Genomic DNA, 21,976 nt, shown 5'->3' with positions numbered 1-21,976 from the left:
CTACGATGACCTCTTCGCAGCACGCCTGGCTACTCGCCCTGGCATTCGTCGCGCCTGCCCTGGCCGCACAACCTGCGGCACAACCCGCCGCACTGCAGGGTTACGACACCGCTGCAGCACAGGCGCAACGCGCGCTGGAAGCACGTTTTGATAGCGGATTGAAGGGCGCCGATTATCGCGGCTGGTTGAAGCAATGGGCGTCGGCGCCCAACCACGTCGGCTCGCCGCATAACCTGGAAAACGCCCGCGATCTGCAAACGCGCCTGCGCGCCTACGGGTGGGATGCACGCATCGAAACCTTCGAAGTGCTGTGGCCCTCGCCCAAGACCTCGCAGCTGGAACTGCTCGGCGCCAAGCCGTATGTCGCGCGTCTCAAGGAGCCGCCGTTGCCGGGCGACAGTACCTCCACCCAGACCGACAACGTGCTGCCGCCGTATGTGATCTACGGCGGCAATGGCGATGTCACCGGCGATCTGGTCTACGTCAATTACGGCATCGCCGAAGACTACGAAGCGCTCGCGCGCAACGGCGTGGACGTGCGCGGCAAGATCGTCATTGCCCGCTACGGCAAAGGTTGGCGCGGGCTCAAGCCGCGGCTGGCACAGGAGCATGGTGCGATCGGCGCGATCATCTACTCCGATCCGCGCGACGACGGCTATTTTCAGGATCGGGCGTATCCGGATGGCCCGGCGCGCAACCAGTGGAGCGTGCAACGCGGCTCGGTCGCCAACTTCGCGATCTATCCAGGCGATCCGCTTACCCCGGGCGTGGGTGCAAGCAAGGGCGCCAAACGCCTGAAGATCGAGCAGGCCGGCAGCGTGCTGAAGATTCCCACGCTGCCGATCAGTTGGGGCGACGCGCAGCCCTTGCTGGCCGCCCTGGGCGGGCCGGTGGCACCGGAGGACTGGCGCGGCGCCTTGCCGATCACCTACCGCATCGGAGGGGATGACACCGCGCGCGTGCACCTCAAGGTCGACGCGGACTGGGGCAGCAAGACCATCTACAACGTCATCGCCACCTTGCGTGGCAGCGAGTATCCGGACCAGTGGGTGGTGCGCGGCAATCACCGCGACGGCTGGGTGTTCGGTGCGGCCGATCCTTTGTCGGGCACCACCGCATTGCTGGCCGAAGCCAAGGCGATCGGCGAACTGGCCAGGCAAGGCCAGCGCCCCAAGCGCACGCTCGTCTATGCCAGCTGGGACGGCGAAGAAGCCGGCTTGCTGGGCTCCACCGAATGGGCCGAACAGCACGCCGACGAACTGCGTCGCAAGGCGGTGCTGTACGTCAACACCGATGGCAACGGACGTGGCTTTCTCAATGCCGGCGGCAGCCATGCGCTGCAACGGCTGGTCAACGGGGTGGCGGCGGATCTGCGCGACCCCGACAGCGGCGTGAGCGTGCTCGAACGGCAACGCGCACGTGCCCGCATCGATGCCTTGGCGCCGACCGCCAAGCCGGCGCAAAAAGACATCGCCAAGCAGGTCGCGGCCGGTGGCGATGTGCCGCTCAAGGCGCTGGGCTCGGGCAGCGACTACAGCCCGTTCCTGCAGCATCTGGGGCTGGCGACGCTGGATCTGGGCTACGGCGGGCAGGGCGGCGGTAGCGGCGTCTATCACTCGCTGTACGACTCCTACGATTATTTCGCGCGCTATATCGATCCGGATTTCAGCTATCTGCCGCTGTTGTCGCAGACCGTAGGCCGCACCGTGTTGCGCGTGGCAAATGCACCGGTGTTGCCGCAGCGTTTCGGCGACTTTGCCGATGCGGTGGCCGGCTACGCGCAGGAGCTCAAGCAGCAGGCCGACAGCGATCGCACTGCCGCACGTACCCAGGCCGAGTTGTTGCAGGCCGGTGCCTACGCCGCGGTCGACAATCCCAACCGCCCGCAGCGTGCCCCCGAGCCGAAAGCCGCGGTGCCGCAGATCGACTTCGCCGCATTGGATCAGGCGATTACGCGCTTGCAAACCAGCGCCAAGCGTTACGACGGTGCACTCGCATCGCGCGGCGGCAGCCTGGATGCAGGCGTGCGCGGCAAGCTCAATGCCTCGCTGCAGCGCATCGACCAGACCCTGCTGGTCGAAGGCGGTTTGCCGGGCCGGCCGTGGTACCGGAACCTGATCTACGCACCGGGCCTTGCCACCGGCTACGAGGTCAAGACCTTGCCGGGCATTCGCGAAGCGCTGGAAGACCGGCGTTGGGACGATCTGAGCAAATACATCGTGCAGACCGCCGCGGTGCTGGATCGGTATCGCGAGGCGATCGATCGCAATACGGCGTTGATCGAAGGCTAGGGCAGCGAGCGCGCGCTGGCACGCATGTGTCATTCGTGTGGGAGCAAGCTGCGTCACACCTTTAAAATGCGCCGTTATCGACATGCCCACATTGCTCAGCGTGCGCCCACAAAAAAGCCGCCCCGAAGGGCGGCTTTTTTCAGTTCACCGGATGCCTAAGCGCCGGTCGCACCGGCGCACAGGATTCAGCGCGTGCCGCTCGGACGCTGACCACCACGGCCACCATCGCGACGGCCTGCGCCGGCACCGGCAGCAACACCGGCCTGACGCGGACCGCTGCTGCGCTGGCCACCCGGCTTCTTCGGGCCGGCATGGGCATGCGCCTGACGCGGCGCATCGCCATGCGGACGACGGGCGTGGCTCTTGCGCGGCGCGCGATCGCCACCCGGCTGTTCGGCACGGCCCGGCGCGCTGTTGCCCCAACGGATCGGGGTCTGCGGCTCGTAGCCCGGCACGTCGCGGATTTCCACGTCGCGGCCCAGCATGCGCACGATCTGGCGCAGCAGCTTGGCCTCGTCCTGCGCCACCAGCGAGATCGCCTCGCCGGTGGAGCCGTTACGGCCGGTACGGCCGATGCGGTGCACGTAATCCTCGGCCACCATCGGCAGGTCGTAGTTGATGACCTTCGGCAGCTCGTTGATGTCGATGCCGCGCGCGGCGATATCGGTGGCCACCAGCACGGTCACACGGCCGGCCTTGAAGTCGCTCAGGGCACGCATGCGCTGACCCTGGCTCTTGTTGCCGTGGATCGCCGCGGTCTTGATGCCGGATTTTTCCAGGAACAGCGCCAGCTTGTCGCTGCCGTGCTTGGTGCGCGCAAAGACCAGGGTCTGCTCGCGGCTGTCCTGCGCCAGCAGGTGCAGCAGCAGATCGCGCTTGCGGGCGCCATCGACCGGGTGCACGCGGTGGGTGATGCTCTCGGCCACGGTGTTGCTCGGGGTGACCTGGATCTGCATCGGGTTGCGCATGAATTCCAGCGCCAGCTGCTTGATGTTCTCTTCGAACGTGGCCGAGAACAGCAGGGTCTGGCGGTCCTGGCGCGGCAGCTTGGTCAGGATGCGCTTGATCGACGGCAAAAAGCCCATGTCGAGCATGCGGTCGGCTTCGTCCAGGATCAGCACTTCGATGCCGGACAGGTCCACGCTGCGACGCTCGATATGGTCGATCAGCCGGCCCGGGCAGGCGATCAGCAGATCAACGCCACGACGCAGGGTGTCGAGCTGGTTGCCCATGCCCACGCCGCCGTAGATCACCGCGCTCGGAATGCGCAGGTACTTGCTGTAGCCGCGCAGGCTGTCATGCACCTGGGTGGCCAGCTCACGGGTGGGGGTCAGGATCAGCGCGCGCGGCTTGCGCGGGCCGTTGACCGGCTGCGGCGTGGTGCCCAGGTGCTGCAGCAGCGGCAGGCCGAACGCGGCGGTCTTGCCGGTACCGGTCTGTGCGCCGGCCAGCAGGTCGTGACCTGCCAGTACCAGCGGGATCGCCTGCTGCTGGATCGCGGTGGGGGTTTCATAGCCCTGCTCGGCCAACGCGCGCAGCAGGAAGGGCGCAAGGCCCAGGGATTCAAAAGACATCAGGAAGCTCCAAGTAAAGCGTCGCCACCAGGCAGAGCCCGGAGCGCAGACGCATTGCAGATGCAAAAAAGTGAGGCTCGGAGCGTTCCCGTGAACCGCGCTGCGAGATGGTGGAACAACCCAATCAAAGAGCGATGGGTTTGTCGGCACCACGAAAGGCGTCGGGTGGGGCGGGCGAGCGGATCGATCGATCCTGGCCTCGCCGGCTGTCCCTAAGGGAAACGGACGGCCGCATGCAGACCCGGCAAGTGTACGCGCGTTTGGCGCGCTGCACAAAAGGCGAGTTCATCGGTTGGGCTACGGGTCAGTTGTTTCAACTGCAACCAGTGTTGCAGCAGGCCGTACAATCGGCCGATCAGCCACAGCACAGGATGGTCATGAAGCTAGGTTCCCTGAAGGAAGGCGGCCGCGACGGCAGCCTGATCGTGGTCTCGCGCGATCTGCGCACGGCGGTGCGCGCCACCGGTATCGCGCCCACGCTGCAGCGCGCGCTGGAGGACTGGAGCAATGTTGCGCCGCGCCTGAATGCCTTGTCGGCCTCGCTCAACGAGGGCAGTGCCGATGGCGTGTTCGATCTGGATCTGCAGGCGCTGGCCGCACCATTGCCGCGCGCCTACGAGTTCGTCGATGGCAGCGCCTACCTGCCGCATGTGGAGCGGGTGCGTCGTGCGCGCAATGCCGAGGTGCCGGAGAGCTTTTACACCGACCCGCTGATGTACCAGGCCACCAGCGCCGGGTTCTACGGCCCGCGCGACGCCATCAAGGTGATCAGCGAGGAGCACGGCATCGATCTGGAAGCCGAACTGGTGGTGATCACCGACGATGTGCCGATGGGCGCCTCGCCCGAGCAGGCCGCCGCGCATATCCAGTTGGTCGGGCTGATCAATGACGTTTCGCTGCGCAACCTGATCCCGGCCGAGCTCGCCAAGGGCTTCGGTTTCGTGCAATCCAAGCCGCGCTCGGCGCTGTCGCCGGTGTTCGTCACCGTGGACGAGTTGGACGAAGCATGGCGCGACAACAAGGTGCATCTGCCGCTGGTCACCCACGTCAATGGCGCCTGGTTCGGCGCGCCGGAAGCCGGCAACGACATGCAGTTCGACTTCGCCCAATTGATCGCCCACGCTGCCAAAACGCGGCCGCTGTCGGCCGGCACCATCGTCGGCTCCGGCACCATCGCCAATCAGGACACCACGCTGGGCGCCTCGTGTTTTGCCGAACAGCGCGTGGTGGAAACCTTGCGCGACGGCAAGCCGAGCACGCCGTTCATGTCCTTCGGTGATGTGGTGCGGATCGAAATGTTCGATGCCGATGGCGCCAGCATCTTCGGTGCGATCGAACAGCGCATCGAACGTCAGCCGCTGCCATGACATCGGCAAAGGCGTTTGCGAAGTTCGCTACGAACAACTGCACGCGGGGCAGGGCATGAGCGCGGCACTGGAATTGTTTTCGTACTGGCGCTCCAGCGCCGCGTATCGCGTGCGTATCGGCCTGCAGTTGAAGGCGCTGGCCTACATCGCGCATCCTGTGCACCTGGTGCGCGATGGCGGCGAGCAGCACGCGCCGGCGTATGCGCAGCTCAATCCGCAGGAACTGGTGCCCACGTTGCGGCATGGCGCGGTGGTGATTCCGCAGTCGCTGGCGATCCTGGAATATCTGGAAGATGCGTTCCCGGACAGTGCGCGGTTGCTACCCACCGCGCCGGCCGAGCGCGCCCGCGTGCGTGCATTGGCGCAGGTCATCGCCTGCGATGTGCATCCGCTCAACAATCTGCGCGTCACCCAGTTTTTCGAACGCGAATGGCAACTGGCTGCCGCACAACGCCAGGAGTGGACGCAGCACTGGATGCAACGCGGGTTTGCGGCACTGGAAGCGCAGTTGGGCAATGACCTGCACACCGGCACGTTCTGCCACGGCGACACGCCGGGTCTGGCCGATTGCGTGCTGATTCCGCAGCTCTACAACGCGCGCCGTTTCGCCGTCGATCTGACGCCGTATCCAACCCTGCAACGCATCGAACAGGCCTGCCTGGCACTGCCGGCGTTCGATGCGGCGCGGCCTGAAACGCAGCCTGACGTGGCAGTTTAGATGCGGGGAGTTGCCGGCTGTATCTGCCCTTCGGGCAGTCTCCCGCAATGCGGGGGCGCGCAGAGCGATCGACGCGCGTGCGGCCGCTGATGCTCACGCCGGTCTACTGCAGGGTGCTGATCTGCGGCAGTGCTGCAGGGCCCTTGCCCGCCCACCATCGCGGGACACGCCGCAAGTACGTCCGTGTAGGCTCTTACGCGGCATCCATGCCGCGTAAGGTCCCGCGACGGTGGGCGGGCAAGGACCATCGGAGATGGTCGGTGTTTATGGCTTTCAACAAAGCAACCAGCAGACTTTCTGGTGCGGTGTCCTCGCCGATTGCGGGACCATGTGGCGGCACGGATGCCGCCACTGAGCCTCCAGGGACGGATTCACGGCGTGTCCCGCGAGCGGTGAGGGCACCGCGCCCTCGACCGACCAGGCGTTTTGCTCAGGACTTTTGACTGCATCCAACAAGATGCGACCAACAAACCACTGCGCTCACCGCCAGGCGGCCGCACGCCAGATTTTGTTGGTCGCTCTAAACAAACCCGTGGCTGATCTTGGGCGCTGCGGCGGTCTCGTAATCCGCGTACGGGTCGTGCTCGCCGGAGCCGCCTTCGGACAGGCGGAATTTCAGCGCCAAGCCATCGCGCGAGTCGGCGGCGCGCAGCGCTTCCTCCTGCTCGATTTCGCCGGATTTGACCATGCGGAACAGGCATTGGTCGAAGGTCTGCATGCCTTCTTCCAGCGACTCTTCCATCGCCGCCTTGACCTCGTGCACCTGGCCACGTCGCAGCAGGTCGCGAATCATCGGCGTGTTGAGCAACACTTCGGTGGCGGGGCGGCGGCGTCCGTCCTGGCCCTTGACCAGGCGCTGGGAGACCACCGCACGCAAATTCAGCGCCAGATTCATCAGCACGTTCTTGTGCGCGCTTTCCGGGAAGAAATTGAGGATGCGCTCGATGGTCTGGTCGGCATTGTTGGAGTGCAGTGTTGCCAGGCACAGGTGGCCGGTCTCGGCGAAGGCGATCGCCGCCTCCATGGTCTCGGCATCCAGGATTTCGCCGATCAGGATCACGTCCGGCGCCTCGCGCATCGCGTTCTTCAGCGCGCTCTGGAAGGTGTGGGTATCCAGGCCGACTTCGCGCTGGTTCACGATCGACATCTTGTGCTTGTGCAGGTACTCGATCGGGTCCTCGATGGTGAGGATGTGCCCGGTGGTGGTGCTGTTGCGATGGTCGATCATCGAGGCCAGCGAGGTCGACTTGCCGGAACCGGTCGAGCCGACCAGCAGCACCAGGCCGCGCGGCGTCATGATGACGTCCTTGAGCACCTGCGGCAGATTGAGCTCTTCGATGCTCGGGATCCGGCTGCGGATGGCGCGGATCACCATGCCTGCTTCGCCGCGCTGCTTGAACACGTTCACACGGAAGCGTCCGGCGTCGGGCAGCGAGATGGCCATGTTGAGTTCCAGGTCGCGCTCGAACTGCGGCACCTGGCCCTCGTCCATCAACGAGTAGGCGATTTTCTTGACCATCCCCGGCGGCAACCCCGTATTGCCGAGCGGGTAGAGCTTGCCTTCGATCTTGATGTACACCGGCGCGCCAGTGGTCAAAAACATGTCCGAGGCATTCTTTTCGGTCATCAGCTTCAGGAAGTAGCCGATATCCATGCGCAATGGTTCCCCAACAAACAGCAGCGTCTCGTTGCAAGTCCGCCGCAGGCTTCCGACAATGGCCGTGCTCGAGACTTCTCGCTACGGCTCCCCTAATGACGGCTAGCTTCGCATACTTGCGGCGATCCCTGTATGGCATCGCCTGTTTCATGGTTCTTTCCTCTCCCGCTGCCGCCCAGGTGGCACCGGAGCTCACCGCCGCCGAACAGGCCGTGCAACGCGCCACCCAGGCCGATGCCGACCAATACGCCCCCGATCTGGTCAATCTGGCCCGACAGGAATTGATGCAGGCCCAGCAGGCGCAACTGGACAAGCGCCAGCGCAAGCAGGTGCCGCAGATCGCCTTGCGCGCTGCTGCCGATGCCGATCTGGCCAAGGCCCGCAGCGAAGAAGCGGTGGTCAGCGCCCAGCTGGAACAGCGCCGCAAGGAAGTGGCGCAGCTGCAGAACAGCCTCAACACCGGGGAGGGTGGCCGATGAAACTGCGTCCTCTTTTCTATATCGGTGTAATGAGTCTGGCCACACTGCCGTCGCTGGCAATGGCCGCCAAGGACGACCCGCAGGCCGACGCGCTCAACCGGCGCCTGGCTGCGCTGCAGAACGACCCGCAGACCAATGAACTGGCCCGCTTCGAGCGGCTGCAGGCGCAGCAGATCGTGGCGGCGCTGGCCGAGGCCAAGCGGCGCGACCGCGACGAACTGGTATTTCTGGCCGACCGCCGGGTCGAAATCGCCGAACGCACCGCCCGCACCGCACTGGCGCGGCGCGAGCTGGATCGGCTGGAAGGCACTCGCAACGATCTGCTGATCGAAGCCAGCCGCCGGGATGCCTCACGCGCCCGGCAGGAGGCCGAGCGTCTGCGCGTGCAGGCGCAGATCCAGGCCGAAGAGGCCGAGCGCATGCGACAGGCGGCCGAGCAGGAAACCCTGGCCCGCCAGGACGCCGAGCTGGCGCTGACCAGCGTGGCCGGCAAGCAGACTGCCAAGCTCAATGCGGCCCAGCAGAAAGCCGTGCAACTGGCGCACGAAGAGGCCGAACTGGTGTCCGGGGCCAAGTTGCCGTCCGCCAGGTTCGAACCCCGCGGCGAAGTGTTTTCGTTGGGCAGCGGCGCGTTCGGTGGCAAGGCCGCGCTGTCTGGCGATGCTGCAGGGCAGGCCAAGGCGCTGGCCGAATATCTGAACATCGGCAAGAAGGGTCGGGTGAGCATTGTCGGTTTCGACAGCGATGCAGCCACGGCCAAGAAGCGGGCCGAAGCAGTGCGCGATGCGCTGGTCGCCGCTGGTGTGGCCAGTGCACGCTTGCAGGTCAGCGGGACCAAGGCTGCCGCCAGCAAGACGCGCGCTGCCGAGGTGGTCGTCTCGCCGTAATGCAAGTGGTTGGAAGTTAAGGTCTTTTAACCCGGGCATGACGCCCGGTTGAACCGCGGTCACTGATTGACACAGGGAACGGCAAAAGCAGCCGTTCTGGCCTTGAACCCCCTCCGCGACCGGCGTAGGGTCGTACTCCCGGGCAGCACTCCGCTGCCTGGAAGTACGGAGGGCCGGGCCAGTGACGCAAGGGCACGCAACAACGCAATTCGGTGGGAAGGTTGTTGGTTCCGCCAGTGCGCTTGCCATTGTGATCCGCGAGTCTTCCATCCCCAAGCTGCGCCCCGTGCCATCCGTGGCCGGGGCGTTCTTGTTTTAAGTGAAGGAGGTAACGCCATGTTCGAAGGGCAACCGCAGACCGAAATCGACGCATTGGTCAAGTCCGATCCCGAGTTCAAGCAGCTGTACCAACGCCACAAGCTCTTGAACAAGAAATGCATGGATGCCGAACTCGGGGTGCTCCCGATCGACGACGTGACCTTGGGCCAGATGAAACGCGAGAAATTGCAGGCCAAAGAAAAGCTCACCCGGATGTACGACCAGCTCACGCACTGATCCTTCCCCACATCCAGAACAAGTTCACCGCCGCGGGCGGTGGCAGCCTCCTCGTCGGCTCGCCACCGTCCGCGTCTTTATGTGTGCGCCCGTTGGAGCGGCGGCTGAGCACGCTCGTTCATAGGCGAGCGCGATCGTTTCCAGTCTGAATGAGCATTCCCCAGCCGTTCGTCGGATAATGGGCGGCCTAGCCCACGCGGCGCAGCGACGATATCCCGATGGCGATCCACTCCTCCGTACTCGAACTGATCGGCAACACGCCGATCGTCAAGGCACAGCACCTGGACACCGGCGTCTGCGAGCTGTTCTTCAAGCTGGAGGCGGCCAACCCCGGGGGATCGATCAAGGACCGTATCGGCCTGTCGATGATCGAAGCGGCCGAACAGCGCGGCGATCTGACCCCTGGCGCCACGCTGGTCGAGGGCACGGCCGGCAACACCGGCCTGGGCCTGGCGCTGGTGGCGCAGCAGAAGGGCTACAAGCTGATCCTGGTGGTGCCGGACAAGATGAGCCGCGAGAAGATCTTCAACCTCAAGGCCATGGGCGCCCAGGTGGTGCTGACGCGCTCGGACGTGGCCAAGGGCCACCCGGAGTACTACCAGGACCTGGCCGCCAAGATCGCCGCCGAGACGCCCGGCGCCTACTTCATCAATCAGTTCGGCAACCCGGACAACCCGGCCGCGCACGAATTCGGCACCGGGCCGGAAATCCTGGCGCAGATGGACGGCAATCTGGACGCGATCGTGTTCGGCTGCGGCAGCTCCGGCACCATGACCGGCCTGTCGCGTGCGTTCGCCACCGCCTCGCCGCATACCGAACTGGTGCTGGCCGACCCGGTCGGCTCGATCCTGACCCAGTACATCGAAGAAGGCACGGTCAGCGAAAAATCGGGCAGCTGGCTGGTCGAAGGCATCGGCGAGGACTTCCTGCCGGATATCTCCGATTTCTCGCGGGTCAAGAAGGCCTATTCGATCACCGATGCGGAAAGCTTTCACACCGCGCGCGAATTGCTGGCCAAGGAGGGCATCCTCGGCGGCTCGTCCACCGGCACCTTGCTGGCCGCGGCGCTGAAGTATTGCCGCGAGCAGACCACGCCCAAGCGGGTGCTGGTGTTCGTCTGCGATACCGGCAACAAGTACCTGTCCAAGATGTACAACGACTACTGGATGCTGGACAACGGTTTTCTGGAGCGCCCGCAGCATGGCGATCTGCGCGACCTGATCCTGCGCCCGTACAACAAGCGCGACACCGTGGTAGTGGGCCCAAAAGACCTGCTGACCACCGCCTATCAGCGCATGAAGCTATACGACGTCTCGCAGTTGCCGGTGATCGACGACGGCGAGCTGGTCGGCATCGTCGACGAAAGCGACGTGCTGCTGCATGTGTATGGCGACGAGGCGCGTTTCCGCGATCCGATCTCCACCGCCATGGTCAGCAAGCTCGATCGCCTGGATGTCGCCTCCCCGATCGAAGCGCTGCTGCCGGTGTTCGACCGCGGCCAGGTCGCCATCGTCATGGACGGCAACCAGTTCCTGGGCCTGATCACCCGTATCGACCTGCTCAACTACCTGCGCCGCCGCGTGCAGTGATCGCATGCAGTGATCGTTAGCGCCGTGTGCCCGTATGAGACGCGCGGCACCGGCCATTCAGACCTGCTTGTTACAATTCGCCACTTTTTCCGGGAACCTCCATGTCCAATCGCACCACAACCAGCCACGATGGCGCGCGCGAACTCTCGCTTGCCACGCTGGCGATCCATGGAGGGCAGTCGCCGGATCCCAGCACCGGGGCGGTGATGCCGCCGATCTACGCAACGTCCACGTATGCGCAGTCCAGCCCGGGCGAGCATCAGGGCTTCGAGTACTCGCGCACCCACAACCCCACGCGCTTTGCCTATGAGCGCTGCGTCGCGTCGCTGGAAGGCGGCACGCGTGCGTTCGCGTTCGCCTCCGGCATGGCCGCCACCTCTACGGTGATGGAATTGCTGGATGCCGGCAGCCACGTGGTGGCGATGGACGACCTGTATGGCGGCACCTTCCGCCTGTTCGAGCGCGTGCGCCGCCGTACCGCCGGCCTGGATTTCAGCTTCGTCGATCTGACCGACCCGGCCGCCTTCGAAGCGGCGATCCGCCCCGACACCAAGATGGTGTGGATCGAAACCCCGACCAACCCGATGCTCAAGCTGGTCGACATCGCCGCCATTGCCGCCATCGCGCGCAAGCACGGCCTGCTGATCGTGGTCGACAACACCTTCGCCTCGCCGATGCTGCAGCGCCCGCTCAGCGTGGGCGCCGATATCGTCGTTCACTCGGCCACCAAGTACCTCAACGGTCACTCCGACATGGTCGGTGGCATCGCGGTGGTCGGCGACAACGCAGAACTGGCCGAGCAACTGGCGTTCCTGCAGAACTCCATCGGCGGCGTCCAGGGTCCGTTCGACAGCTTCCTCGCCCTGCGCGGCCTCAAGACCCTGCCGCTGCGGATGCGCGCGCATTGCGAGAACGCCCTATCGCTGGCGCAGTGGCTGGAAACCCACCCCGCGATCGAAAAGGTGATCTACCCCGGCCTCACCTCGCACCCGCAGCACGCATTGGCGAAGACGCAGATGTCCGGCTTCGGCGGCATCGTCTCGATCGTCCTTAAGGGCGGCTTCGATGCGGCCAAGCGTTTTTGCGAACGCACTGAACTCTTCACCCTGGCCGAGTCGCTCGGTGGCGTGGAAAGTCTGGTGAATCATCCTGCGGTTATGACGCATGCCTCCATTCCGGTAGAGCGCCGCGCGCAGCTTGGTATCAGTGATGCGCTGGTGCGGCTGAGTGTGGGGGTTGAGGATGTTGGGGATTTGAAGGTGGATTTGGAGCGTGCGCTCGAGGCTTCCGGTTCTCCATGACGGCGTCTCCGCAACGTCAGGGCATCTCTGCTTCCTGGCGAACAGGGCTGGCAGGACTTCACTTGCAGGCATGGGTACGTCAGCAGTCCTGGCTGCAAGGCATCTATCGGTTGTTTCCGCGCAGTTTGCGCGATCGCGTATCGGCAGCTCTGTCCGCCCGCTCCATCGTCCGGACGCGCTTCCAGCGCACGGATGCCTGGGAGCAAGCCCCAACCGGCAACGATGCGTCTTGGCGGGTCGAGAAAGAGAGCGCCCCGCCCACGTTCGATGCGTCAGCGGGAGTCAATATCCTTGGCTATATCCGCGGCGAGTTCGGGTTGGCAGAGAGTGCCAGGATGTATGCGCGCGCGCTCATCAATGCAGGGGTTCCAGTGTCGTTGTATGACCTGGAAATAGGGCAGCCACACTCCTGCCAGGACCGGAGCATGGACGGCTTCATTGATCAGCACATGCCGCACCGGGTTACCGTCGTGTTCGTGAATCCTGACTACCTGGAGGCCGCGTTCGAGCACGTCGGTCGCGCGAGAATGAAGGGGCACTACGTGATCGCCTGCTGGTTCTGGGAGCTTGAAGTGGTTCCCCAGAGCTGGCTAGGTGCCATCGCGCTAGTGGACGAGATCATGGTTGCCTCACAGTTCATCGAGAACGCCTTCCGACGCATCACAGACAAGCCGATCATGCGGCTGCCTCTGCCGTTGTCCGACTGCCGCGATAGTGGCCTGCAGAGGCATGACTTCGGGCTGGAAGTCGACAAGTTCGTCTTTCTTTTCACTTTCGACTTTCATTCTTTTGTCACCAGAAAGAATCCCCAAGCCGTTGTGCATGCATTTCAACAGGCATTCCCACGCGACCGTGACGATATTCGTCTCGTTTTGAAGTCAAGCAACGGCCACATGCACCTCGATCAGATGCGTGAACTCCTCACACTTGTGATGGGAGATTCACGGATTCTGTTACGTGACGAGGTGATCGACAAAATGCATGTGCGTGCACTTCAGCGATGCTGCGACGTCTATGTTTCGTTGCATCGTGCTGAAGGTTTCGGACTGGGTCTTGCCGAGTGCATGTCGCTGGGTAAGCCCGTCATTGCTACCGGATGGTCGGGCAATATGGAATTCATGACCGAGAGCAACTCGTGTCTTGTAGAGTACGATTTGGTCTCAGTTGCCGGGCAGTATCCCGATTCGAACGGCGCGCGCTGGGCCGAGCCGCGAATTGAAAGTGCAGCTGATGCCATGCGTCGCCTTGCCGACGATCCAGAGCGCGCGCGCGCTCTGGGCATGGCGGCAAGAGACGATATCCGCTTGCGACTTTCACCAGAGCGTGCGGCGCGACACCTGTTGGCAAGGGTCGCGGAAGTAACCGAAGTAATGGACTGACCGCACAGGCAACATTGTGGCCTTAACCAGGCATGCAGCGATTTGCGTGCACCTGCTTCAACAAAGTGCTGAACAATTTCTGAGGTAGCAACGTTGGACATGATCCGGTCCGTATGGGCCTTCCGTTACTTCATCCTGTCGTCGATCAGGAACGATCTGCGTCTCCGTTTTGTGCAGAGCAAGCTGGGCGCATTGTGGATGATCATCCATCCGCTCATGCAGGTACTGATCTTTGCGACGATCCTCTCTGAGGTTCTTGCGGCGAAGCTGCCCGGTGTCAACAACAAGTTTGCTTACGCGCTGTACCTGATGGCCGGAACGCTTTGCTGGACCCTGTTTGCCGAATGCATCGGTAAATGTGCTTCGTTGTTTGTGGATAACGGCAATCTCATGAAGAAGCAGGCCTTTCCCCGGATCTGTCTTCCGCTCATTGCAGGTGGCACCGTTATGGTGAACAACCTTCTGCTATTCCTGGCGATCTTCATCGTTTTCGCTATTTTGGGGCACACGTTGGGGCCGCAAGCAACGTGGCTGCCGCTGCTGATGCTGCTGACGCTGGCTTTTGCAATGTCGATCGGACTGCTGCTTGGCGTCTTCAATGTCTTCGTGCGCGACATTGGGCAAGTTGTACCGGTCGTTCTGCAGGCGATGTTCTGGGTGACACCTATCGTCTACACCATCGATATCCTCCCCGAGCAGACGCAGCAACTGTTCAAGCTCAACCCGCTGTTCCCGCTCGTCAGCGCCTATCAGCAGGTCCTGCTTTACGGACGCTCTCCCGAGTGGATGGGCCTTGTCCCGTTGATGGGGGCGACAGTGGTACTGGGCGCTTTGTCTCTGGTGGTCTTCCGCCGCGCGAGTGCGGAAATGGTGGATGCACTATGAGCGCAATGTTGACGGTTGAAGGACTGGGGAAATCCTATCGCGTCTGGGGCAGCGAATGGCTGCGTGCCGCCAGCTGGTTCGGTCTGCAGGTCAAGCCACGCGAGGAGCACTGGGTTCTGAGAGACGTCGGTTTTTCGATTGCTGCCGGCGAGTCGATCGGCATCATGGGACGCAATGGTGCCGGCAAAAGCACGCTGCTCAAGCTGATCACGGGAACTTCCCAGCCTACCGAGGGGCGAATCGTGCGTCGCGGGCGTATTGCCGCGATCCTGGAACTTGGCATGGGGTTCAATCCTGAGCTCAGTGGGCGGGAGAACGCGCGCCACTCCGCAGGCCTGATGGGATACGCGCGCGATCAGATCGATGCAGTATTGCCACAGATCCAGGATTTCGCTGAGATCGGAGAGTACTTTGATGAACCGGTGCGTACCTATTCCAGCGGCATGCAGGTGCGTGTTGCCTTCGCCGTTGCTACTGCTTTTCGTCCCGACATCCTGATTGTCGACGAGGCATTGTCGGTGGGCGATGCGTACTTCCAGGCCAAATGTTTCAAACGCATCCAGTCATTTAAGGACGAAGGCACGACCCTCATTCTCGTTAGCCATTCGGCGGGTGATATCGTCAAGCATTGCGATCGTGCAATCCTGATCAAGGAAGGCCGGGTTTATGCCGACGGACCCTCCCGCGATGTATCCAATCTTTATCTGGACGAGCTGTTTGGTCAGAAGCCCGCCTCACTCCAGGCCGATACCAAGGACGCGCCGCAGGCGATGGCCGGCGGCAGCGAAGATGTGTTTCACACCCGGCCCTACTACAACGCAAATGAGCACCGTTGGGGACATGGTGGCGCAAGAATCCTCGATTACGTGGTTGTCAGCGAAGGGCAGGAGTTTCCGCCGCGGCTGGAGAGCGGCTCAAGGACGGCGTTCTATGTGAAGATCGCGTTTGACCGCGATTTCGATAATGTTGTTCCAGGCTTTCTCGTAAAAACGCTCGAAGGATTATTTCTGTACGGGACCAACTCCTTCCTGTCCAGTGAGGGAAGAGTAGGCATGGCCGTCAAGGCTGGCGATGTAATCGTCTGCAAGTTCACCATGCCGCTGGACCTGAATGAAGCGAATTATCTGGTGTCGCTGGGCGTGTCCAGTGGCGACCCGCTGACCGAATTGGTGCCATTGGACAGACGTTATGACTCGATCGTGCTCGATGTCGCCAGAGCCATGTTGTTCTGGGGAATGATGGACCTCAAGGCAGATTTCGAGATCGTGGAGGCATCTGCATGAGCTTCTGGCGTTTTCATATCAACTCAAAGATCAAAGAGTCATGACCGAATCAGAAAGTATCAGCGCGCTGGTGACGGCGCTGCCGGAAAAGTACCAGCCGATCTTCGGGCACCCGGAACTTTCGGAGGGAAGCTCAAGGGGGTGCGAAGACAGACTCGTGCTGATTGCCCAATGCGCGAAGCGAATGCATGACGCGCTTGGACGCCCACTCCGCGTGCTCGACTTCGGCTGTGCTCAGGGTTTTTTCTCCCTGAGCCTGGCCGCCGAAGGCCACCGGGTGCATGGTGTGGATTTCCTTGATCGGAACATTGCGCTGTGCCAAGCGCTTGCTAGCGACAACCCTGCACTTGAAGCCAGCTTCGAACATGCAACGGTCGAGGAAGTGATCGAGCGGCTTGAAGACAGGGAATACGACCTGGTGCTGGGTCTGAGCGTGTTCCACCACCTGGTGCATGCCCAGGGCGTTGAGCGCGTCCGCAGGTTGTGTCAAAAGCTTGCCGATTCCACCGAAGCGGGCATCTTTGAGATGGCCTTGCGCGAGGAGCCGCTCTATTGGGCCGCCTCTTTGCCTAGCGATCCAGCGGAACTGCTCGCTGGCTATTCCTTTACCCGGTTGTTGTCCCGGCAGACGACTCACCTGTCGGCGATCGCGCGGCCGCTGTATTTTGCGAGCAGCAGGCTGTGGTATGTGGACGAGGTCGTTGGGAAATTCAATTCGTGGTCAGGCGAATCGCATGCCCATGGCAGGGGCACCCACCAATACAGCAGGCGCTATTACTTCGGCGACGGCGTGTTTGTGAAGAAGATGACGCTCGGCATGGGAGACCGCGCGGAGATCAATCTCAAGGAGTTCCATAATGAGGTCGATTTTCTTCGAAACCCACCCGACGGTTATCGTGCTCCCCGGCTGATTGCAGCGCTGGATGACCGCTCCGACCTTTTCCTTGCCAGGGAGATGATGAAGGGGCGCCTGCTGTCGGAGCTGATTGACGACGAGACGCTCTACGATGCCGACCGGGTCGTATCGGAACTGTTGGATCAGCTCGTGGCGCTTGAACGCGCGGGTCTGTATCACAACGATGTGCGCTGCTGGAACGTGCTCATGACCCGGGACGGGGATGCTGTCCTGATTGATTACGGTGCCATTTCTTCCGAAGCGACGGATAGTTCCTGGCTGGACGATCCGCTGCTGGCTTTCCTGATTACTGTGAAGGAGATTCTCGAACGTCACATCGTGCCTACCAGCCCGAGCCGAGAGCCTGCGCTGGACCTGATGTCGCTGCCTTTCCGGTATCGGAATGCATTCATTCGCTTGTTCGGGCGAGCACAGACGCACTGGACCTTCAAGGAGCTACAGGACAATCTGGCGTTGCCGGAATCGGTATCCGATGAAGTGCCGGAGTGGATGTCGATCTATCAGTACCTGCAGCGATCCCTGCGCACCTACAGCGGATATGTGCGTGCACTGTCTACACAGAGCGAGCACGAACACGCCGCATTGATGGCAAGCGAGTCTTCGCTGGCGCGCGTTCTCGACGACTCGCAGCAGGCACAGGAGAAGCTTGTCGCGCTTCAGGCCGAGATCGAGATGGCGGCTCACCGTTATCACGATCTGGAGGGGAACAGCCTGCGCATGGCCGAGTGGTCCAAGGAACTCGAAGAACACGCGAAAGAGCTCGAGGAGCGTGCGAAAGTCCTGGAAAAAAGCACTGGCCAGTTGAGTGAGCAGGCAGCGGCAATGGAGAGTCGAGCCTTTGAGGCTGAGGCGGGCAGGGACGGGTTCCGCGAACAGGCCGCCGAACTGCAGGCGCGCGCTGCAACGTTCGAGGCCAACAACCTGGAGCTCTCCCGTCGCATCACCGAACTTGAGGTTGAGCTGGAAGAACGGCAGCGCGCCCGCGAGCTCGCGGAGTTGTTGGCAGCCGATGTCGGCAGGCTGACGGCGGAACGAGACCAGTTGCAGGAAGAAGCGGCTGAAAAGCGGTTGTCCAATGAACGCCTGGAAGCCAAGGTTGTGGAGCTTCAATCCAATGTGGATTCCCTCCTGCAGCGGATTGAGCGCTCCGAAACATCCGGCGAACACGATCGGCGTCGGCTGAATGAGCTGCAGGCCAATCTGTCGCAGCGCAATCAGGACGTGGAAACGTCGCGTGCTCGGATTCGCGAACTTGAGTACATTGTCGGTGGATTAGAGGGGCTCATTGCCGATTTCCATACCAGTCGTTCGTGGCGCGTTACTGCGCCGCTGAGATGGGTGACCACCAAGGTGCTCAGGCGAGATGAACCTTTGGCACAGATGGTGCCCAGAAAGACGGAACCGACCAATGCCATCGCTTATGGCGAGGACCTGCCAAGTCCTGCTGATGCTGCGCTGGAGAAGCGGCTGGCCGCGCTCGACCAAATCGGGCGCCGAGTAAGGAAACCCGAGCAGTAATTCACGGAAGTCATCGCAGTGGCAAGGGCAATATCGAAAGGGGACTCAGTTTTGAAAAGAATTATCGTACTTGGCGCGCAGGTGCCGTTTGTTCGCGGAGGCGCCGAGCTCCTCAATGAAGAGTTGGTGCGTCAGATCAATCTGTGGGGCAAGCAGCGCCAGGTCGTCGCTGAGCTGGTGCAACTACCCTATAAGTGGTATCCGGAAACCGAGATCCTCTCTGCGATGCTTTCCTGGCGGCTGCTGGACCTCAGCGAGGCCAACGGGCAGAAGATTGACTTGTGCATCTGCACCAAGTTTCCGACCTACGCTGCGTCGCATGCCAACAAGACGCTGTGGCTTGTGCACCAGCACAGGGTGCTTTACGACCTCGCACATACGCGCTTCGATCAGCCCCATTTGAGCAGCAGGGATTCTGCGGTGCGCGATGCATTGCGTTTGTCGGACAAGGAGATGCTGTCCGACATTGATTCGCGGTTTACAATTTCCCAGACGGTTACTGACCGGCTGAAGCAGTATTGCGGCCTGTCTTCGGAAGTGCTGTATCCGCCGTCCAAGCTGGCGCCACACATCAAGTCGGGCGAATACGGGGATTTCGTACTGTGTATCGGTCGTCTTGAATCGATGAAGCGGCCGGACCTGTTGATCCGGGCAGCCCAGCACGTACCACATGCAAAGGTGGTCATCGCCGGAACCGGTGCAAGCGACTACGCCCGCTCACTGGCCCCGCTGGTGCGCGAGCTGGGCCTGGAAAACAGGGTCGAGCTGGCCGGCTTTATCGAAGATGTCCGCTTGCTCGAGCTGATCGCCAATTGCCGTGCGGTGTTCTATTCGCCAGTCGACGAGGACTATGGTTTCGCGACTCTCGAAAGTTTCGCCGCGCATAAGCCGGTGATTACCGTTGATGACAGCGGCGAAGTGTGCCGTATCGTGAGGTCCACCGGCAGCGGCTGGGTGACCGCTCCGACACCGGAGGCCATTGCCGAGAGCCTGCTGGACTGCTATGCCAAGACACCCGCCCAGCTTCGCGTGCTGGCTGAGGAAGGACATCGCCTCAGCGAGACCATCACCTGGGACCGCGTGATCCGTCACCTCGTGGAGAGCAGGCTTTGAGTGCTCCGTTCCGAGTCGCAATGGTCGGGCCCCAGCCCCCTGATCGGTCCGGCATTGCCGAGTACGCGGCTGGCCTGGTCGACATGTTGCGTGATTGTGGCCTGTCGGTTGAGACGGTCACTGTTGCGGATGTCGAGCAGAAAGGCGCGTCGCAGATCGTTGCCAGTCTGCGCGCGGCAGACGCCGTCGTGTATCAGATGGGAAACCACCCGACGTTCCATGGCTGGATGCTTCCCCTCATGGCAGCCGTGCCCGGAATCGTGCATTTGCATGACCTGGTGCTCCACCATATGGCGGCTGGCGTATTGAGCGATGCGGGGCGACTGGACAGCGCCAGTTACGGTGGCTTGCTGGAAAAGTGGCATTCAACATCGCAGGTCAGAGCCGCAACGGTGGCTCTTCGTATCGGCACGCCGATATGGAGCCGCGCCCAGGTGGTTGATTATCCGCTGCATCAGGTGGCAACCCAGTATGCGACCGAAATGGTCGTGCATTCCCGGTACTCTGCGGACCGGATCGCAAAGGATTTTCCTTGGCTCCCCATCACGGTGGTGCCGCAGCTCTATCCGATAGTGGCACCCCACCGCGTCCGCGGCCGGCTGAATACCATCGCGCTTCTTGGCGGAGGTCAGGTAAACCGCCGCTTTGATTGGGTTGTGCAGGCACTGGCCATGATCGACGAGGCGCTGGACGAGCCGCTCACGCTGGAGATCGCAGGAGATGTCGAGCCTGCGGTGGCGAGCCAGCTTGAGGCGTTGACAGGGCTACGTAACGTTCGATTGATCAACCATGGCCGTGTCGACGACGAAAATTTCTGGAAGGTCTTCGAACGGGCCGACCTGATGATCGCCTTGCGGCAGCCCACCATGGGCGAAGCGTCTGCTGTGGTCTCCAAGGCCATGCAGGCCGGACTTCCGACAATCGTGTCCGACCATGGCTGGTATGCCGAGCTTCCCGGATGTGTAAAAAAGATCGTTCCCGACAATGACTGTGTGATCGCGCTGGCGGAACTGCTGCTGCATCTAGCGCAGTATCCCGAGTCGTATGCCCGCTGGGCAGAGGAATGTGCCGATTCGGCAGGACGACCTTCGTTGGCCCCCATTGCTGCGGCGGAGCAGTATGCGCGGCTGTTGCGCACTCATCGCGTCTTCTCCGATTTCCGCGACAGGGTGGCAGACGCGATAGCGAGCATGAGGGTGGACGCCAACTCCCCGCTCGGCAGTGAGCTGCAGCGGATCGACGTTCGCGCCGGCCTGAAGGGGGATCGCTGGGTGGATGCGGCGTTGGCAGTTCTTGACGACCAGAAGCTGGACTCGCATGCGCGGATCACCGGCGAGACGGTCGGGCCGTATCCTTATACAGAGCCCCTGCCTGACACGGCATTCCAGGGTTCCGCAGCTGTTGTTGACGCTGATATCAGCGTCGTGGAGGCCTCGAACGTGATTCCCTTGCGCGTTCAGCTTACCAATGAGGGGGACTTCCCCTGGCTCAGCCCGTCCGACCACACTATCAAGCCCTTTGGAATATATCTGGGCTACTTCTGGCATTCGTCCGACCCTTCGCTGGAGCAGGTCGAGCAGGCCCGTCATTTTCTGGAGGATGTAGTACGCCCGTCGTCATCCGGTATCCATGAGATCATTATCCGTGCGCCTGACGTTCCTGGGGAGTATCAGCTGGAAATTGATCTCGTTCAAGAATCTGTCTGCTGGTTCAAGTACAAGGGCTTCACGCCTGCGCGGGCCAGCGTGCAAGTAGAGGCGGCCTCGCCATGAAAATCTTATCTATCCACAAAAAGTCCCCAATCATGAAAAAAATGAACAAATCCCGTCGTGTCGTTGGCGCAGCTATCGCGCTGGCTGCGGCGATCGCTGTTACTGGCTGCTCCAAATCCCCGAACGACACCGCCCAGCCGGTAGCTGACGCACAGCAGCCTGCTGCGGCGGCGGCTCCGGAAGTTGAAGGCATCTCGGCCCCGATCCCGCAGGATCAAGTAGGCGCCCAATATGCCGTTTCGGCCGAGCCTGTGCTGGTTAGAAACGGTGAGATCCTGAAAGTTGTGGTCAATGTCACTAACACCGGAAAGGTCGCGGTCAACTCGAAAGGCAAGATGCCGGTCAACCTCGCGATCTCGCTGGTTGATGGTGCCGGCGCGATGGTAAAACAGGAGTTCGTGCGCGCTACGCTGCCGCCGCAAGGTATCCCTGCTGGCGGATCTGCTGACGTCGTCGCCGAGGTTCCGGCCCAGGCCGTGGCAGGCAACACGCTGCGCTTCGGTCTCGTACAGGAGGCGGTCGCATGGTACAGCGACTACAAGATCCAGCCTTTGGACTACGGCCCGTTTAATAGCTGCGAAGATCAGGGCAAGCCGACCCTTTGCGGCAAGGATGGAAAGCCCCTCACTATGCAGTGACGGTAACGCCATCGACGCGAGCCTGCTGCGCCAGGCTTGGAACTGGAACTATTT

At 62.2% G+C, this 21,976-nt stretch carries 17 protein-coding genes; 15 read left to right on the top strand and 2 right to left on the bottom strand.

Features of this window, described 5'->3' with window-relative positions; translation table 11 throughout:
- Nucleotides 1-5: 5 nt before the first annotated feature.
- Entirely contained in the window at nt 6-2,291 is a 2,286-nt protein-coding gene (locus AC1KVG_RS04150; RefSeq protein ID WP_481093578.1) for a transferrin receptor-like dimerization domain-containing protein, read from the top strand.
- A gap of 185 nt (nt 2,292-2,476) precedes the next feature.
- Here AC1KVG_RS04150 and AC1KVG_RS04145 read toward each other — a convergent pair whose 3' ends face one another.
- On the bottom strand, nt 2,477-3,865 hold the full coding sequence (locus AC1KVG_RS04145; protein ID WP_006450465.1) for a DEAD/DEAH box helicase: 1,389 nt from the start codon (nt 3,863-3,865) through the stop codon (nt 2,477-2,479).
- Between the two features lie 308 nt (nt 3,866-4,173).
- On the opposite strand from AC1KVG_RS04145, the gene AC1KVG_RS04140 reads away from it, so the two are divergent.
- A complete protein-coding gene (locus tag AC1KVG_RS04140; protein WP_193726383.1) occupies nt 4,174-5,232 on the top strand; it encodes a fumarylacetoacetate hydrolase family protein in 1,059 nt (352 codons plus the stop codon).
- Between the two features lie 55 nt (nt 5,233-5,287).
- Nucleotides 5,288-5,950: a maleylacetoacetate isomerase gene (gene maiA / locus AC1KVG_RS04135; RefSeq protein WP_481093577.1), complete on the top strand. Its 663-nt coding sequence runs from the start codon at nt 5,288-5,290 to the stop codon at nt 5,948-5,950.
- 520 nt (nt 5,951-6,470) lie between these two features.
- Here maiA and AC1KVG_RS04130 read toward each other — a convergent pair.
- Entirely contained in the window at nt 6,471-7,604 is a 1,134-nt protein-coding gene (locus AC1KVG_RS04130) for a PilT/PilU family type 4a pilus ATPase (protein ID WP_006449645.1), read from the bottom strand.
- Between the two features lie 98 nt (nt 7,605-7,702).
- On the opposite strand from AC1KVG_RS04130, the gene AC1KVG_RS04125 reads away from it, so the two are divergent.
- The 12 genes from AC1KVG_RS04125 (at nt 7,703) to AC1KVG_RS04070 (ending at nt 21,922) form a co-directional block, all read left to right on the top strand.
- Nucleotides 7,703-8,086 (top strand): DUF4398 domain-containing protein, encoded by a 384-nt coding sequence (locus tag AC1KVG_RS04125; protein WP_115039715.1) that lies wholly within the window; start codon nt 7,703-7,705, stop codon nt 8,084-8,086.
- Nucleotides 8,083-8,973: an OmpA family protein gene (locus tag AC1KVG_RS04120; RefSeq protein ID WP_481093576.1), complete on the top strand. Its 891-nt coding sequence runs from the start codon at nt 8,083-8,085 to the stop codon at nt 8,971-8,973. The genes AC1KVG_RS04125 and AC1KVG_RS04120 overlap by 4 nt, the downstream gene beginning before the upstream one ends.
- A gap of 336 nt (nt 8,974-9,309) precedes the next feature.
- Complete coding sequence (locus AC1KVG_RS04115; protein WP_002814034.1) at nt 9,310-9,528, top strand: HP1242/YdcH family protein; 219 nt, start codon at nt 9,310-9,312, stop codon at nt 9,526-9,528.
- A 218-nt stretch (nt 9,529-9,746) separates the two neighbouring features.
- The gene (locus tag AC1KVG_RS04110; RefSeq protein WP_074056614.1) at nt 9,747-11,117 is read left to right on the top strand and encodes a pyridoxal-phosphate dependent enzyme; all 1,371 of its coding nucleotides are present in this window, start codon (nt 9,747-9,749) and stop codon (nt 11,115-11,117) included.
- Between the two features lie 101 nt (nt 11,118-11,218).
- Nucleotides 11,219-12,418, top strand: coding sequence for a cystathionine gamma-synthase (locus AC1KVG_RS04105; protein ID WP_481093575.1), 1,200 nt, complete (start codon nt 11,219-11,221; stop codon nt 12,416-12,418).
- Nucleotides 12,415-13,797: a glycosyltransferase family 4 protein gene (locus AC1KVG_RS04100; RefSeq protein ID WP_481093574.1), complete on the top strand. Its 1,383-nt coding sequence runs from the start codon at nt 12,415-12,417 to the stop codon at nt 13,795-13,797. Before AC1KVG_RS04105 ends, AC1KVG_RS04100 begins: the two co-directional genes overlap by 4 nt.
- 99 nt (nt 13,798-13,896) lie before the next feature.
- A complete protein-coding gene (locus tag AC1KVG_RS04095; protein WP_481093573.1) occupies nt 13,897-14,682 on the top strand; it encodes an ABC transporter permease in 786 nt (261 codons plus the stop codon).
- Nucleotides 14,679-15,965, top strand: a complete 1,287-nt coding sequence (locus AC1KVG_RS04090) for an ABC transporter ATP-binding protein (RefSeq protein ID WP_023902502.1) — start codon at nt 14,679-14,681, stop codon at nt 15,963-15,965. Before AC1KVG_RS04095 ends, AC1KVG_RS04090 begins: the two co-directional genes overlap by 4 nt.
- 40 nt (nt 15,966-16,005) lie before the next feature.
- Nucleotides 16,006-18,399: a methyltransferase domain-containing protein gene (locus AC1KVG_RS04085; RefSeq protein ID WP_481093572.1), complete on the top strand. Its 2,394-nt coding sequence runs from the start codon at nt 16,006-16,008 to the stop codon at nt 18,397-18,399.
- Between the two features lie 51 nt (nt 18,400-18,450).
- Nucleotides 18,451-19,512, top strand: a complete 1,062-nt coding sequence (locus AC1KVG_RS04080; protein WP_176341611.1) for a glycosyltransferase family 4 protein — start codon at nt 18,451-18,453, stop codon at nt 19,510-19,512.
- A gap of 20 nt (nt 19,513-19,532) precedes the next feature.
- Nucleotides 19,533-21,284: a glycosyltransferase gene (locus AC1KVG_RS04075; protein ID WP_023902505.1), complete on the top strand. Its 1,752-nt coding sequence runs from the start codon at nt 19,533-19,535 to the stop codon at nt 21,282-21,284.
- Complete coding sequence (locus tag AC1KVG_RS04070; RefSeq protein ID WP_255172072.1) at nt 21,281-21,922, top strand: glycosyltransferase; 642 nt, start codon at nt 21,281-21,283, stop codon at nt 21,920-21,922. The genes AC1KVG_RS04075 and AC1KVG_RS04070 overlap by 4 nt, the downstream gene beginning before the upstream one ends.
- Nucleotides 21,923-21,976 lie beyond the last annotated feature (54 nt).

It is taken from the genome of Xanthomonas sp. NCPPB 3959 (genome assembly GCF_056675575.1).
This window is presented reverse-complemented; position numbering and strand designations above follow the sequence as displayed.

Excerpts from the sequence above, each read along its gene's own strand:
- AC1KVG_RS04150 (WP_481093578.1), top strand. The coding sequence starts at position 6 with ATGACCTCTTCGCAGCACGCCTGGCTACTCGCCCTGGCATTCGTCGCG.
- AC1KVG_RS04145 (WP_006450465.1), bottom strand. The coding sequence starts at position 3,865 with ATGTCTTTTGAATCCCTGGGCCTTGCGCCCTTCCTGCTGCGCGCGTTG.
- maiA (WP_481093577.1), top strand. The coding sequence starts at position 5,288 with ATGAGCGCGGCACTGGAATTGTTTTCGTACTGGCGCTCCAGCGCCGCG.
- AC1KVG_RS04130 (WP_006449645.1), bottom strand. The coding sequence starts at position 7,604 with ATGGATATCGGCTACTTCCTGAAGCTGATGACCGAAAAGAATGCCTCG.
- AC1KVG_RS04125 (WP_115039715.1), top strand. The coding sequence starts at position 7,703 with ATGACGGCTAGCTTCGCATACTTGCGGCGATCCCTGTATGGCATCGCC.
- AC1KVG_RS04120 (WP_481093576.1), top strand. The coding sequence starts at position 8,083 with ATGAAACTGCGTCCTCTTTTCTATATCGGTGTAATGAGTCTGGCCACA.
- AC1KVG_RS04115 (WP_002814034.1), top strand. The coding sequence starts at position 9,310 with ATGTTCGAAGGGCAACCGCAGACCGAAATCGACGCATTGGTCAAGTCC.
- AC1KVG_RS04110 (WP_074056614.1), top strand. The coding sequence starts at position 9,747 with ATGGCGATCCACTCCTCCGTACTCGAACTGATCGGCAACACGCCGATC.
- AC1KVG_RS04105 (WP_481093575.1), top strand. The coding sequence starts at position 11,219 with ATGTCCAATCGCACCACAACCAGCCACGATGGCGCGCGCGAACTCTCG.
- AC1KVG_RS04100 (WP_481093574.1), top strand. The coding sequence starts at position 12,415 with ATGACGGCGTCTCCGCAACGTCAGGGCATCTCTGCTTCCTGGCGAACA.
- AC1KVG_RS04095 (WP_481093573.1), top strand. The coding sequence starts at position 13,897 with ATGATCCGGTCCGTATGGGCCTTCCGTTACTTCATCCTGTCGTCGATC.
- AC1KVG_RS04090 (WP_023902502.1), top strand. The coding sequence starts at position 14,679 with ATGAGCGCAATGTTGACGGTTGAAGGACTGGGGAAATCCTATCGCGTC.
- AC1KVG_RS04085 (WP_481093572.1), top strand. The coding sequence starts at position 16,006 with ATGACCGAATCAGAAAGTATCAGCGCGCTGGTGACGGCGCTGCCGGAA.
- AC1KVG_RS04075 (WP_023902505.1), top strand. The coding sequence starts at position 19,533 with ATGGTCGGGCCCCAGCCCCCTGATCGGTCCGGCATTGCCGAGTACGCG.
- AC1KVG_RS04070 (WP_255172072.1), top strand. The coding sequence starts at position 21,281 with ATGAAAATCTTATCTATCCACAAAAAGTCCCCAATCATGAAAAAAATG.